Source organism: Micromonospora sp. NPDC047187 (genome assembly GCF_040643355.1).
Lineage (GTDB): Bacteria > Actinomycetota > Actinomycetes > Mycobacteriales > Micromonosporaceae > Micromonospora > Micromonospora salmantinae.
In genome coordinates, this window is sequence record NZ_JBEYUF010000002.1 from 456870 (window position 1) to 470447 (window position 13578).

General features: G+C 70.0%; 11 protein-coding genes. 8 read left to right on the forward strand and 3 right to left on the reverse strand.

Translation table 11 applies throughout. The features are described 5' to 3' along the window. Nucleotides 1-25 precede the first annotated feature (25 nt). Nucleotides 26-592 carry a PadR family transcriptional regulator gene (locus tag ABZ794_RS06655; protein ID WP_307850466.1) on the forward strand — a complete coding sequence of 189 codons (567 nt, stop codon included), beginning with the start codon at nucleotides 26-28 and terminating at the stop codon, nucleotides 590-592. Between the two features lie 52 nt (nucleotides 593-644). Here the strand turns inward: ABZ794_RS06655 and ABZ794_RS06660 are convergent, their stop codons facing one another. Beyond that, a complete protein-coding gene (locus ABZ794_RS06660; RefSeq protein ID WP_210781774.1) occupies nucleotides 645-2342 on the reverse strand; it encodes an MFS transporter in 1698 nt (565 codons plus the stop codon). A gap of 161 nt (nucleotides 2343-2503) precedes the next feature. Next, nucleotides 2504-4042 (reverse strand): aminotransferase class III-fold pyridoxal phosphate-dependent enzyme, encoded by a 1539-nt coding sequence (locus tag ABZ794_RS06665; RefSeq protein WP_210781775.1) that lies wholly within the window; start codon nucleotides 4040-4042, stop codon nucleotides 2504-2506. Nucleotides 4043-4169: 127 nt separating this feature from the next. Here ABZ794_RS06665 and ABZ794_RS06670 point away from each other — a divergent pair, with 127 nt between their 5' ends. The 6 genes from ABZ794_RS06670 to ABZ794_RS06695 all read left to right on the forward strand — a co-directional run bounded on the left by ABZ794_RS06670 (nucleotide 4170) and on the right by ABZ794_RS06695 (nucleotide 11270). Next, the gene (locus ABZ794_RS06670) at nucleotides 4170-5195 is read left to right on the forward strand and encodes a methyltransferase (protein ID WP_238683692.1); all 1026 of its coding nucleotides are present in this window, start codon (nucleotides 4170-4172) and stop codon (nucleotides 5193-5195) included. An 82-nt stretch (nucleotides 5196-5277) separates the two neighbouring features. Continuing rightward, on the forward strand, nucleotides 5278-6396 hold the full coding sequence (locus tag ABZ794_RS06675; protein ID WP_357514576.1) for a sensor histidine kinase: 1119 nt from the start codon (nucleotides 5278-5280) through the stop codon (nucleotides 6394-6396). Further along, nucleotides 6393-7052, forward strand: coding sequence for a response regulator transcription factor (locus ABZ794_RS06680; RefSeq protein WP_238690774.1), 660 nt, complete (start codon nucleotides 6393-6395; stop codon nucleotides 7050-7052). Before ABZ794_RS06675 ends, ABZ794_RS06680 begins: the two co-directional genes overlap by 4 nt. 105 nt (nucleotides 7053-7157) lie before the next feature. After that, on the forward strand, nucleotides 7158-9233 hold the full coding sequence (locus ABZ794_RS06685; RefSeq protein ID WP_357514579.1) for a multicopper oxidase family protein: 2076 nt from the start codon (nucleotides 7158-7160) through the stop codon (nucleotides 9231-9233). An 88-nt stretch (nucleotides 9234-9321) separates the two neighbouring features. Next, nucleotides 9322-10443 carry a ScyD/ScyE family protein gene (locus tag ABZ794_RS06690; protein WP_210781779.1) on the forward strand — a complete coding sequence of 374 codons (1122 nt, stop codon included), beginning with the start codon at nucleotides 9322-9324 and terminating at the stop codon, nucleotides 10441-10443. Nucleotides 10444-10571: 128 nt separating this feature from the next. Then, nucleotides 10572-11270 carry a response regulator transcription factor gene (locus tag ABZ794_RS06695; RefSeq protein WP_181539555.1) on the forward strand — a complete coding sequence of 233 codons (699 nt, stop codon included), beginning with the start codon at nucleotides 10572-10574 and terminating at the stop codon, nucleotides 11268-11270. 66 nt (nucleotides 11271-11336) lie between these two features. Here the strand turns inward: ABZ794_RS06695 and metK are convergent, their stop codons facing one another. Next, nucleotides 11337-12524, reverse strand: coding sequence for a methionine adenosyltransferase (gene metK / locus ABZ794_RS06700; RefSeq protein WP_238683686.1), 1188 nt, complete (start codon nucleotides 12522-12524; stop codon nucleotides 11337-11339). Nucleotides 12525-12735: 211 nt separating this feature from the next. On the opposite strand from metK, the gene ABZ794_RS06705 reads away from it, so the two are divergent. Beyond that, nucleotides 12736-13545, forward strand: a complete 810-nt coding sequence (locus ABZ794_RS06705; protein ID WP_210781781.1) for an AfsR/SARP family transcriptional regulator — start codon at nucleotides 12736-12738, stop codon at nucleotides 13543-13545. Nucleotides 13546-13578: the final 33 nt, after the last annotated feature.

The window sequence follows — 13578 nt, forward strand, 5'->3', positions numbered from 1 at the left end:
CGGGCACTCGTGTTGGACTAATGCCGTGAATAGCACTCGCCTGTTCGTACTCGGAGCGCTCGCGCGCGGGGGCCCCATGCATGGGCACCAGATCCGCCGGGCGGCCCAGGTCGACCGTACCGAGCTGTGGAGCGACGTCAAGCCGGGGTCGCTCTACGGCGCGCTGCACCGAATGCAGGTCGAGGGCGTCATCGAGGCGGTCCGGACCGAGCAGGAGGGCAACCGGCCCGCCCGCACGATCTACGCGCTCACCTCGGCCGGCGCGGCGGAGCTGATCGACCACCGCGACGAGGCGCTGCGCGACACCAAGCTCCGTCACGACCCGGTCGACCTGGCCCTGCAGAACGTGATCGACCTCGGAGAGGACGCGCTGCGCACGATCATCGTGGCGCGGCGGAAGGCCCTCGCCGAGCAGCTCGACTCGTGGCTCGCGCTCCGAGAGCTGGCGGCGCCGCACATCCGCGGTCTGGAGTGGACGACCTTCCGTCATACCGAGCTCCGGCTCCGTACCGAGCTCGCCTGGCACGACGAGCTGCTCGACCAGTTGCCCAAGCTGATGGCCAACCAACCGACCTCGATGACTACCTCGTGACGGTGCCAGCCCCGGCCGCGGTGGCACCTCCGGGGCCGGGGCTGGCGGCATGTCACTGAGCGGGCTCGGGCTGAGTGGTCACGTTCCAATCGGGCTTGCTCGCCTCGGCCCAGGGCTCTTCGGGCCGGCGGGGCAGCAGGTAGACGAGAAGGAACGTGAGGATCACACCGACCAGGACGACGCCGACGGTCCACTGGACCGCCCGGTTGAAGTTGGTCTCCAGCGCCGACGTGGCCGCGCTGTCGAAGGCCGCGCCGACCGGACCCGGCGCCGAGTCGGCGCAGCCGGGCGGCGTGGCCGTCGGATCCGACGCACGCGACTGGCGGATGAAACAGTCGGCGAAGGTGGTCGTCGCCGCGCTCGCCTCGGCCGGCGGCAGGCCCGCCGCCACGAGCGATGCCTGGAGCTCCGGGCTCGCCTTCTCGGCGGCCGTCCCCGAGTAGGAGCCGAGCGTTCCGAAGAGGACCACGCCGGCCACCGCGACACCGATCGCCTGGCCGAGACGCTGGGCGGTGCCGAGCACACCGCTGGCCGCGCCAGCGTCCTGCCAGGGCACGCCGGCCAGCACGATCTCGACGCTCGGCGCGATCACCAGGCCCGAGCCGAAGCCGGCGAAGAGCAGGGCCGGCAGTAGCTCCAGGCCGGAGCCCCACCAGTGGATCGTGGCGATGATGCCCACCATGCCGACGATCACGATGCCCGCGCCGAGCATCAGGACGCCACGACCGAGCGCCCGGGCGACGTTGTCGGAGATGGCCGCGCCGACCAGTGTGCCGAACGAGAACGGCAGCAGGATCAGGCCCGTCGTCAGGGCGGACTTCTCCAGGCCGATCTGCAGGTGCAGCGAGAGCGCGAAGAGCAGGCCGATGAAGCCCGCGAAGTAGCAGAGGCTGATGCCGACGCCGGCGGAGAACGAGCGGTGCGCGAAGAGGCGCATGCTCACCAGCGGGACCTGGGCGCGTCGGGCACGGCGCAACTCCCACACCGCGAAGACGGCCAGCGCGGGCAGCGCCGCTGCCATCGAGACGAACGTCCATGCCGGCCAACCCAGGCGCTGGCCCTCGACCAGGGGGACGGCCAGCAGCAGAACGGCGACCGAGACGAGCAGCATGCCGATCACGTCGAGACCACCGCGGCGGCCCCGCGACTCGGGCACCAGGATCAGCGCGGCGATGAACGTGGCCAGGCCGATCGGCACGTTGAGCAGGAACACCGGCCGCCAGTCCCAGCCGTTGAGGTCCCACGCGATCAGCAGGCCGCCGAGGAGGGGGCCGCTGGCCGTCGCGATGCCGCCGATCGCGCCGTAGATCCCGTACGCCTTGCCGGTCTCCTTCGCCGGGAACGTGGTCTGGATCAGCGCCAGCACCGGCGGGTTGAGGATGCCGGCCATCATGCCCTGCACCACCTGGAACGCGATCAGTTGACCGGGTGTGGCAGCGAGCGCCGACGCCGCCGACGCGAGCGTGAACCCCGCGACGCCGGTGAGGAACAGTTTGCGGTGGCCGAAGCGGTCGCCGATCCGGCCGGCGGGGATGAGCAAGAGGCCGTAGCCGAGCGCGTAGCCGGCGATGACCCACTCCATGGCCGTGTAGGTCGACCGGAGGTCGCGCTGGATCGGCGCGATGGCGACATTGACGATCGTCGTTGCCAGCAGAATCATGAATGCCCCGGCCAGGATGACGGCCAGGATCAGCCATCGGCGCGGATTGGGTGGGGCGGCGCTGCGTTCGTCGGTCCAGCTCTCCGTCATCGCGTTCCTCCTGAAGTCGGACGGGGTCGACAGCGGACCCACCCTTCGACTACACGCGTTCGCGTACGATTAGTCAAGTACGGCTATTTGCGTATGACCAGTACGGCACATGAGGAGGGCCCGGGTCAGGAGCTGACCCGGGCCCGATGGCGCAGAGGTGGTTACGACCAGTCGGAGGAACCCGAACCCCACTCGGACGAACCGGAGCCCCACGCGGACGTCGCCGGCCACGCCAGGTCGAAGGGGAAGTCGTTGGCGCGAAGCTCCAAGGTGCTCTCCAGCACGGCGTCGGTCAGCCGGTCGACGTCGGCGTCGCTGTGAGCGCCGCCGGCGAAGAGCATCGGCATGCCGAGCGTGTAGATGCCGCGCTTGCGCAGCAGCAGCGTGAGGATGAACGTCGCCGGGTTGAGTGCCCGCGAGTAGACCCGGTAGTCGGTGTAGGAGTCTTCCGGAAGGAACTGGAAGCACCCGATGTAGTCGCCGAACCCCACCATGCGCAGCGGGATCCCCTCGGCCGCCCGGAACGCGGCCAGCCGCGCCTGGACCCGGTCGACCTTGGCCCGCAGGTCGGTGTAGTAGGCGGGCCCCTTGTCGCGAAGCAACTGGAGCGTGGCCAGCGACGCCGCCACCGACAGGTAGTTGCCGGTGTGGCTGCCCTGCAGGCCGGTCTTCTGGCCGAAGTCGGTCCAGGACTGCCCACTGGTCTGCGAGATGTCGAGGATGTCGGCCCGACCGCCGATCGCCGACAGCGGCAGCCCGAGCCCGCTGATCACCTTGCCGTAGGTGACGAGGTCGGTCGGGATGTCGAACTTCTGCGCGGCGCCGCCGAGCCCCGAACGGAAGCCCGTCAGCACCTCGTCGAGGATGAACGGCACCCCGAGCCGCTGGGCGGCCACCGCCACCTCGCGGATCATCGGGATCGTCGTCTCCTCGAACGGGAACGACGAGGCGGCCGGCTCGGCCAGGATGCACGCCAACTCGCCCGCGTGGCGCTCGATCAACTCGACCGCGAGCGCTGTGTCGTTGGGCAGGATCAGCAGGTCACGCGGCTCGGCCGGGGTGACGCCGGCGAACGCCGAGACCAGCGGAATGCCGTCCTTGCCGATCTCCGGGAACGGCACCGCGGGATGCCCGTGATACCAGGGGGCGGTGTTGTGGACGGCCAGGTCGTGGGACCCGTGCAGGGTGCCCTCGAACTTGGCGACCATCCGCCGCCCGGTGTGGGCACGGCAGAGCCGGATCGCCGACTGGGTGGCGCCCGTACCCGAGTGTTGGAAGGCGAACTTCTCGTTGTGCGGGAGGAGTTCCCGCAGCAGCGTCGCCAGCTCCAGCTCCAACGCGTTGGTGTAGCCGTTGCCGGTGCCCTTGCCGAGGTGCTCGCGGACGAAGTCGACGACCGGCGCCGGGTTGTGCCCGTGCAGCGCCTGAGCGCCGTATCCCATGTGGCAGTCGAGGTAGTCGTTGCCGTCGATGTCGGTCAAGGTCGATCCGCTGGCGGTGGCCGCGATCACCGGAAACGGCGGTGCCTGGAACGGCCAGAACACGTGCGCGGCGGCGTCGACCGCCCTCAGTTGCTCGACGTGCGCGGCCGAGGCACCCTGGCGCGCGCCGATCTCGCCGAACAGCTCGTAGACCCACTTCTGCTGCATGAGGTCCTGAATGACCTCGATCGCTCCGCGCTCCTGGTGGCTGGCGCCCATCGTGTCCCCTTCGCATGGCGGCCGTGACAGGCGCAGCCTGCGCCCGCCCACTCGAACCCGGCTGGAGAACCGGTCGATCGACGCGGCTTCGAGCAGGTCTCGAGCGCCGTCGTCGAAGCTCGCCGCCATGACGGAAAATCGGGTCAATCTCTACTCGCTGACCGACACGATCACGCCGTGGGCAGTGCGGGCCGCGGCGACGCTCGGCCTCGCCGACCTGATCGCCGCGGGCACCACCACGCTCGACGAGCTCGCCGCGGCGACGAAGGCCAATCCCGACGCGCTGCACCGGCTGCTGCGCTACCTCGCGGTCCGCGGCGTCTTCAAGGAGACCGAGCCGCGGGTGTACGCCCTGACGGAAGCCGCCGAGTTCCTCAAGACCGACCACCCCGCCGCCCAACGTCCCTGGCTCGACGTCGACTCGATGGCCGGCCGGATCGAGGGCACGTTCAGCTCGCTGACCCACTCGATCCGCACCGGCGACGCGGCGTACCCAGTGCGTTACGGCATCGAGTTCTGGGACGACCTGGCCACCAACCCCGACCGGGCCACCTCGTTCGGCGCGCTGATGGCCACCCACGCGAGCTACTTCGACCAGGTCGTCCAGGGTTACGACTGGAGCACCGTCAACCACGTCATCGACGTCGGCGGCGGCACCGGCGCCCTGCTCACCGAGATCCTCAAGGCCCAGCCGCACCTGCGCGGCACAGTGGTCGACCTGCCGGGTGTCGTCGAGCAGGGCCGGGCCCGGTTCGAGGCGGCGGGCATCGCCGACCGCGCCGAGGTCGTCAGCGGGAGCATCTTCGACCCGCTCCCGGCCGGCGCCGACGTCTACATCCTGTCGAACGTCCTGCACGACTGGAACGACAGCGCCGCCGAGAAGATCCTCCAGCGGGCGGCGGACGCGATCGGCACGACCGGAAAGGTGCTGATCGTCCAGATCCTCGTGAAGGACGAGAACGACAACTTCCCCGACGACCCGGCTCGGCTGATGTTCATCACCCAGATGGACCTGCGCCTCCTCTCGCTCATGGCGGGCAAGGCGAGGACCTGGCGCGAGTACGCCGAACTGGGCGAGAAGGCCGGGCTCCAGGTGGACGGCAGCACGGTGATCCCCACCGGGCAGACCCTGCTCTCGCTCCGCCGCGGCTGAGCCGACGGGCCCCTTGCTGACGGTTTCCGGTTGGGAAGGGGCCCTCGCTAACGGACCGTGCGCGCGTCGTACCGTTGCGGACATGAACCCGGCCGTCAGACGAACCGCGATCGATGCCCTCGTCGCGGTCGTCGTCGCGGCCGTCGTGGCGGTGGCGATCCGGGTCGCCGACGAGCCCGGCGCCCGGCCGCCGGACGCGCGCGCCTACGCGATCGGCGCGGTGATCGGGCTGCTGCTGGTCTTCCGGCGCCGCTGGCCGCTGCTGGTGCTGGTCGGCTCGGTCACCGCGCTGATGATCTACTACGCGCTCGAGTACCCGGGCATCCCGCCCGCACTCCCGCTGGCCGCCGCCCTCTTCTCCGTGGCGGCCGCCGGCCGGTTCACCTGGGCGCTCGTCGTCGCCGGGTTCTTCGTCGTCCTTGAGCTGATCATGCGGTACACGCTGCTCGGCGAGGGTTTCTTTCCCGCCCTCTCGGCCACCCTCGAAGAGGGCTCGCTGCTCGCGGCCGTGGTGCTGCTCGCCGAGACGATCCGCACCCGCCGGGACCGGCTGGCCGAGGCGCAGCAGCGTCTCGCCGTGATGCGCCAGGAGCGTCAACACGAGGTCGCCCAGGAGCGGCTCCGCATCGCCCGCGAGGTCCACGACGTACTCGGTCACACGATCGCCGCGATCAGTGTGCAGGCGAGCCTCGCCGACGACATCTTCGACAGCAAGCCGGCCGAGGCGCGGGCCGCGCTGCGGAGCATCCGGGGCGCGGCACGCGACGCCATGCACGAGGTGCGCTCGGCGATCGGCATGCTCCGCGACGCCGGGGAGGTGCCCGATCTGGCGCGAGTCTTCGCGGTCGCCGAACAGGCCGGCGTGAAGGTGCGGTCGGGAATCGCCGGCACCCCGCGCCCGATCCCGCCGGAGGTGGCGCTCTCGGTCTACCGGATCGTGCAGGAGTCGATCACCAACACTGTCAAACACGCCGGAGCGACGACCGTCGACGTCACCATCGCCTACGCGGGTGACGCCGTCACTGTGGAGATCGTCGACGACGGGGTCGGGCCCGGGGCGAGCCGGCGGGGGCACGGGGTGGCCGGCATGCGGGAACGGGCCACGGCGGCCGGCGGGTCGCTCGAGGTCGGGCCCCGGCCGCAGGGCGGTGGGTTCCGAGTGGCCGCGCGGCTGCCGGTCGAGGTGGAGGAGACAGCGTGACGATCCGGATGGTGCTGGCGGACGACCAGACACTCGTGCGGGCCGGCTTCCGGGGCCTGCTCGACCACAGCGACGACCTGGAGGTGGTCGGCGAGGCATCCAACGGCGCCCAGGCTGTCGAGATGGTCGCCGCGACCCGGCCGGACATCGTGTTGATGGACGTGCGAATGCCGGTGCTCGACGGCGTGCGGGCGACGGCCGCGATCGTCGAGCGGTTCCCGGCCGTGCGGGTCATCGTCCTGACCACCTTCGAGCTCGACGAGTACGTCTTCGAGGCGCTGCGCGCCGGCGCGAGCGGGTTCCTGCTCAAGGACATCGAGCCTGACGAGCTGCGTCAGGCTGTGCGGGTGGTGGCCGGCGGCGACATGTTGATCTCGCCGCGGGTGACGAGTCGGCTGGTGAGCGCGTTCGTCAGCAAGGTCGCGCCGACGCCGGTCGACGGCGGCCGGCTGGCGGTGTTGACCGACCGCGAGCGCGAGGTGATGAGCCTGGTGGCCAACGGGCTGACGAACGAGGACATCGGGCGCCGGCTGTCGATGAGCCCGGCCACGGCCCGTACCCACGTCCATCGAGCCATGGTCAAGCTCCGCGTCCGTGACCGCGCGCAACTCGTCGTTCTCGCCTACCAGACGGGGCTCGTCGCGCCCGGCAGCTGACTACGGCAGTTGTTTCGCGGGCGGTGCCGGCTACGGCGATCGCCGTACGCACCGGCCGTTCCTCAACGGATGCCGGGTGGTGCGCATCCTCCGTATGTTGGCGTCATGTTTGAGGTCGGAGAGAACGCCGACGGGATCCTGGCCGGGGTCCTGTTCCTGATCTGGCTGTCCGCGGCGATCCTCGCCACGCGGCTGGCCTGGCGCCCGACGCCCGAGGCGCTGCGCAAGAGCGCCCGTCGGCTGCTGCGTCTGCTCGTCGCCGCGCTTGTGGTGCTGGTCGTCAAGTGCGTCGCGATCGGGCTGATGCTCGCCGTCGACTGGATCTTTGCCGACAACCGCGTGATCGTGCAGATGCCGCTCCTGCTGTTGCCGATGCTGGCCGTCGCCATCTGGACCGTGCCGGGCCTGCGCGCCCTGGCCAACCGCGACGACGCACCGGTCGACGTCGAGACGCGCGCCGCCGCCGCCGATCCCCGATTCGTCGTGCCGGTCCAGGTGACGGCCGTGGCGACGGTCATTGGCGTCTACTTCGCGTACGTGTCCCGTCCGGTCCCGTCCTACCTCGACGACATCGCGACCCACGCCGCGCCGATCCTGCTGTCGGTGTTGGTGCTGTGGTTCTGGCAGGGGCGTCGCCTGCGGGTCGTCACCGCTACCGACTTCGCACGCCGTGGCCGGCGTGCCAGCGCCCTGCGCGCGACAGCGCAGGCTGCCGTCGTGGTGCTGGTCGTCGCCGCCGGCATCACCTACGTGGCGCAGAGCAGCAGGCTGCCCGACCGGATGAGCATGGCGTCGCACGACAACGTCGACTACGGCGGCGGCCCCTCGATCGGTCACGGTGGTCATGGCGGGACCTCGGTCGACGAGCTGCGCGGGCCGCGGACCGGCAAGCCCAACAAGGCATTCACCCTGACCGCGAAGAACGCCACGGTACGCCTCTCGTCCGGCGCCGAGATCAAGGCACTGACGTACAACGGACAGTCGCCCGGGCCGGAGTTGCGGGTCCGTGAGGGCGACCTCGTCGAGGTGACGCTGCACAACGAGATCCCCGACGAGAACGTGACCATCCACTGGCACGGCCTCGACGTCCCCAACGGTGAGGACGGCGTGGCCGGCGCGACGCAGAACGCTGTGGAGCCGGGCGGCACCTTCACCTACCGGTTCATCGCCGAGCAGGTCGGCACCTTCTGGTACCACACCCACCAGAACCCGCTGGAGGCGATCCGGCGGGGCCTGTTCGGCGCGCTGATCGTCGAGCCGCGCGACGGCCCCCCACCCGGCGAGCGGGACTTCGTCGTGCAGGCCCACGAGTGGCGTACGCCCGACGACAACATCGTCTCGTTCGGCACCAGTGACACCTTGCAGCGCCAGGAGGTGGCCCCGGGCACGCCGGTGCGGCTGCGTCTGATCAACACCGACAACAACCCGTCCACCGACAGTCGTCCGCGGTCCCTGACGGTCAACGGCACGCCGGTACGGGTGGCGGCGATCGACGGGGTCGACGTCAACGGTCCGACCCCGCTGACCGACCCGCGGTTCGGGTTGGCGACCGGTGGACGCTACGACGTGACGTTCACGATGCCGGCGGGCCCGGTGCGCCTGACCGACCTCGCCAACCGCGACGCCGGGCTGGTCCTGGCGCCACCGGGTGACACCTCGACGCCGAAGATCGTCGACGACGGGGACCAGTTCGACCCGCTGTCGTACGGCTCTGGCGGCTCCCGGCCCTTCGACGCGGGCTCGTCGTACGACCGCTCGTTCATCCAGCTCCTCGACGACCGGCTGTCGTTCTACAACGGGGGCCTCCACCTGGTGCCGATCATCAACGGGCACAGCTTTCCCAACACGCCGACGCTCATGGTCCGGATGGACGACGTGGTCAAGGTGCGGATCGTCAACCGCAGCCACCAGAACCACCCGATGCATCTGCACGGCCATCACGCGTTGGTGCTGTCCCGCAACGGGGTCCGCGCGACCGGGTCACCGTGGTGGATCGACAGCCTCGACGTGATCCCCGGTGAGATCTACGAAATCGGCTTCAAGGCGGACAATCCGGGGCTCTGGATGGACCACTGTCACAACCTCGACCACGCGGCCAACGGCATGGTGATGCACCTCGCCTACGAGGGCGTGACATCCCCCTATGAGCTGGGGCGGGGCACTCCCAACCAGCCGGAGTAGGCGGACCTGTCGAGCCTTCCTCCACCGGGCCTCGAGGCAACGGCGGCAGCGTCGTTCGCATCCGAACCCCGCATGCTGAGGAGAACCCATGCTCGACGCGATGCGACGAACGTTGTCGCTGGCTGTGCCGCTGGTACTGGTGGCCGGCATTGCCGCGCCCGCCACAGCGGCCACCTCGACCACTGGGCGACTGACCGTCGTCGCCCGCAACCTCGACAACCCTCGCGGTGTCGCCATCGACCGGGCCGGCATCGTCTACGTCGCCGAGGCCGGGCTCGGCGGCGACGACGTGTGCATCCCCGGCACGTTCGGCACCAACCTTTGCTACGGCTCGACCGGTGCGATCACGGCGGTCCGTCACGGCTGGCAGAAGCGAGTCGTGACGGGCCTGCCGTCGCTGCGTAGCACCGGCGGCGGCTTCTCCGTCTACGGTGCCCACGACCTGGCCTTCGATCGGCAGGGCAAGCTCCTGGTCGCGATGGGCTACAGCACCGACCCGGTCTCGCGCGACCTGCTCGGTGCGGCCGGGGCCACGATGGGAACCATCCTCCGGGTCGAGGGGAAGCGCCGCTGGTCTGTCGTCGGCGACCTCTCCGCCTTCGAGGGGCAGAACAACCCCGACGGGGTGATTCCGGAGAGCCAGCCGTACGCCGTCGTCGCCGACGGGCGTGACGTCTACGCGCTCGACGCGGCCGCCAACGACCTGCTGAAGATCGACCGTCGTGGCGTGGTCACTGCCGAACACGTGTGGCCGCAGGAGCAGGTTCCCGCGCCGCCGGAGTGGGGTCTGCCGCCCGGCTCGACGACGCCGATCCAGTTCGTGCCGGTCACCATCACCCGTGGGCCGGACGGCGCCTTCTACATCGGACAGCTGACCGGGCACCCCTTCCCGAACGGCGGCGCCCGGGTGTGGCGGCTCGTGCCCGGACAGGAGCCGACGATCTTCGCGACCGGCTTCACCAACATCATCGACATCGCGTTCGACAAGCGGGGTCGACTGGTCGTGCTGGAGATCGCGAAGAACGGGCTCAGCTCCGGGGATTCCACCGGCGCGTTGATCCGGGTGGAGCGCGACGGTAGCCGCCGGGAGTTGGCGAGTACCGGACTGGACTCCCCGATGTCGTTCGCCATCGCTTCCGACGGCAGCTTCTACATCGCCAACAAGGGCCTCGGCATCGGCGAGTTGGTCCGTCTGTCCATACGAGACTGACGGAATCGCGCGGCAATCGTGGCGTTCTTCGTGTCGGGAGGACGCCACGATAGCTGTGGTGTCACACGTCCGCGATACGGTGCCAATCGTGTGCACGCTGGCGGCGGGGATGGGGTCTGGGGGTTAGGTTGACGCGGTCCGACGGCGGGTCTCCCGCCGGCGCCACCACCATCCTCATAGTCGACGACCACGCTCTCGTCCGCGAGGGGCTGCGCTGGGTGCTCGAGGTGCACGCCGACCTCGACGTGGTCGACGAGGCGGGCGACTCGGCCACCGCGGTCGCCAAGGCGGCGTCGGAACGCCCCGACGTGGTGCTGCTCGACGTCGAGATTCCCGGCGACGACCCGGTGGTCACGGTGCGCCGCATCCGTGAGGTGTCGCCCGACAGCGCGGTCGTCATCCTCAGCATGTACGACAGCCCTGACCTGCTGCGCCGTCTGATCGCCGCCGGGGTTCGCGCCTACCTGCTCAAGAGCGTGGGCCGTGAGGAGCTGGTCGCCGCGATCCGCAAGGCCCGGGACGGCAGCGGCTCGGTGCTGCTCTCCGTCTCCGGTCAGAGCCTCGTGCAGGTGCAGAACGCGGAGTCCGCCATTCTGTCCCCCGTCGAGCTGGAGATCCTGCAACTCGCGGCCGAGGCGATGACCAACGCCCAGATCGCACGGCGACTCGACCTGACCGAGGCCACTGTGAAGAGCCACCTGCGTCGCATCTTCGCGAAGCTCGGCGCGGTCTCCCGCATCGACGCGGTCAACAAGGCGGTGGCAGCGTCACTGGTGACGCTGCCACACGACCGGTTGGTGCCACGCCCGCGCCGCCCGCCGTTCTAGGGCCTGTTTCATAAGAACTGGCTCGACCGCCCTTATGAAACAGGCCCTGGCGACCGGCGACGTTCCTCAACAAGCGGCCTTGAGGTCGGCGGCGCGGTCCGTGCGCTCCCAGGTCAGGTCCGGGAGTTCACGGCCGAAGTGGCCGTAGGCGGCCGTCTGCTGGTAGATCGGACGCAGGAGGTCCAGGTCGCGGATGATCGCCGCCGGACGCAGGTCGAAGACCTCACCGATAGCCTTCTCGATGCGGTCGAGCGGCACCGTCTCCGTGCCGAACGTCTCCACGAACAGGCTCACCGGGTGGGCCTTCCCGATCGCATAGGCCACCTGCGCCTCGCACCGTTCGGCAAGGCCCGCGGCGACCACGTTCTTCGCCACCCACCGCATCGCGTACGCCGCCGAGCGGTCGACCTTCGACGGGTCCTTGCCCGAGAACGCGCCACCACCGTGTCGGGCGTACCCGCCGTAGGTGTCGACGATGATCTTCCGCCCGGTCAGGCCGGCGTCGCCCATCGGGCCACCGATCTCGAACCGACCGGTCGGGTTGACCAGCAGCCGGTAACCCTCGGTGTCGAGGTCGAGCGCCTCCAGCTCCGGCGTGATCACGTGGTTCCGGATGTCGGGGGCGAGCAGTTCGTCGAGGGAGATGTGGGCGGCGTGCTGCGTGGAGACCACGACGGTGTCGAGCCGGACCGGGCGTAGGCCGTCGTACTCGACGGTGACCTGGGTCTTGCCGTCCGGCCGCAGGTAGGGCACCGTGCCGTCCTTGCGGACGGCGGCCAGACGACGGGCCAGCCGGTGGGCCAGCGCGATCGGCAGCGGCATCAGCTCCGGCGTCTCCGAGCAGGCGAAGCCGAACATCATGCCCTGGTCACCGGCGCCCTGGGCGTCGAGCCCACCGCCGGACGAACCGTCGCGCAGCTCGATCGCCGTGTCGACGCCCTGCGCGATGTCGGGCGACTGGGCACCGATCGAGATGCTGACGCCGCAGGAGGCGCCGTCGAAGCCCTTCTTCGACGAGTCGTACCCGATGCCCAGGACCGTCTCCCGCACGATGCGCGGGATGTCGGCGTAGGCCTGCGTGGTGACCTCGCCCGCGACGTGGACCTGGCCGGTGGTGATCAGGCTTTCGACGGCGACCCGGCTGTGCGGGTCCTGCGCCAGTAGCGCGTCGAGGATCCCGTCGCTGATCTGGTCGGCGATCTTGTCGGGATGACCTTCGGTGACCGACTCGGAGGTGAAGAGGCGGCGCGACATGTGTGACTCCTAACCCGAGGGGCGTGGGGGCCCGGCGAGTCTTCCCGCCCCTGGTGGAGGTTGCCTGGAGGAAGCATCGAGCGATCAAAGGGGTATCCGCCGTACAACTTTCGACACGCATCGATCCTCGGAAGAACCCGCGATGTCGCTACCTGCGGTCGTTCCGACACCCTCCGCCCATCCATAGCTTGAGAGCGTCTCGACGAGTGCTATGGGGAATGGGGGGACCACTGTGGTCAGGTACGAGATCCTCGGGTCGCTGGAAGTGATCCACGAGGGCCGGATCTGCACGCCGACGCCGCCGAAGGTGCGGACCGTGTTGGCGCTGCTGGTGATGCGGGCCAATCGGGTCGTTCTGGTCGACTCGATAATCCGTGAGCTGTGGGGTGACGATCCGGCGCGCAGCGCCGTCACCACAGTGCAGACCTACATCTACCACCTGCGCAAGCTCTTCGCGAAGGAGGGCATAGAGACCCCGGACCGGACGGTGCTGGAGAGCCGTGCCCGCGGCTACCTGCTCAGGGTGGAGCCGGGCCAGCTCGACGCCGAGGTGTTCGAGACGATGCTCGACCAGGGCCGTTCGCACATCGAGTCGGACCGGCCCGAGGAGGGCGCCGAGGTGCTGCGGCGGGCGCTGGCCATGTGGACGGGGCCGGTGGGCGCCAACGTGACGTTCGGGCCGGCGTTGGAGGCGCACGCGATCCACCTCCAGGAGCAGTGGATCCGGGCGTTGGAGCTGCGCATCCAGGCCGACATCACGCTCGGCCGCCACCGCGAGTTGATCGGCGAGCTGCGCTATCTCGTGGGCACGTACCCGCTCAACGAGTGGTTCCACCGCCAGCTCATCGTGGCGCTCAACCGCTCCGGGCGCCGTGGTGAGGCGTTGCAGGCGTACCACCACCTGCGCCGGGTGCTCAGTGAGGAGTTGGGCCTGGACCCTTCGCCTGACCTCCAGCGGCTCCAGCGGGAGGTGTTGGCCGCCGGCGGGCCACTGCGCCCGGGGCTCGCCAGGGCCTCGTGACAGGCCCTCGACCGACGCTCCAGCGCCGTTCGA

Coding starts and splice junctions, on each gene's coding strand:
- ABZ794_RS06660 (WP_210781774.1), bottom strand. CDS start 2,342: ATGACGGAGAGCTGGACCGACGAACGCAGCGCCGCCCCACCCAATCCG.
- ABZ794_RS06665 (WP_210781775.1), bottom strand. CDS start 4,042: ATGGGCGCCAGCCACCAGGAGCGCGGAGCGATCGAGGTCATTCAGGAC.
- ABZ794_RS06670 (WP_238683692.1), top strand. CDS start 4,170: ATGACGGAAAATCGGGTCAATCTCTACTCGCTGACCGACACGATCACG.
- ABZ794_RS06675 (WP_357514576.1), top strand. CDS start 5,278: ATGAACCCGGCCGTCAGACGAACCGCGATCGATGCCCTCGTCGCGGTC.
- ABZ794_RS06685 (WP_357514579.1), top strand. CDS start 7,158: ATGTTTGAGGTCGGAGAGAACGCCGACGGGATCCTGGCCGGGGTCCTG.
- ABZ794_RS06690 (WP_210781779.1), top strand. CDS start 9,322: ATGCTCGACGCGATGCGACGAACGTTGTCGCTGGCTGTGCCGCTGGTA.
- metK (WP_238683686.1), bottom strand. CDS start 12,524: ATGTCGCGCCGCCTCTTCACCTCCGAGTCGGTCACCGAAGGTCATCCC.
- ABZ794_RS06705 (WP_210781781.1), top strand. CDS start 12,736: ATGGGGAATGGGGGGACCACTGTGGTCAGGTACGAGATCCTCGGGTCG.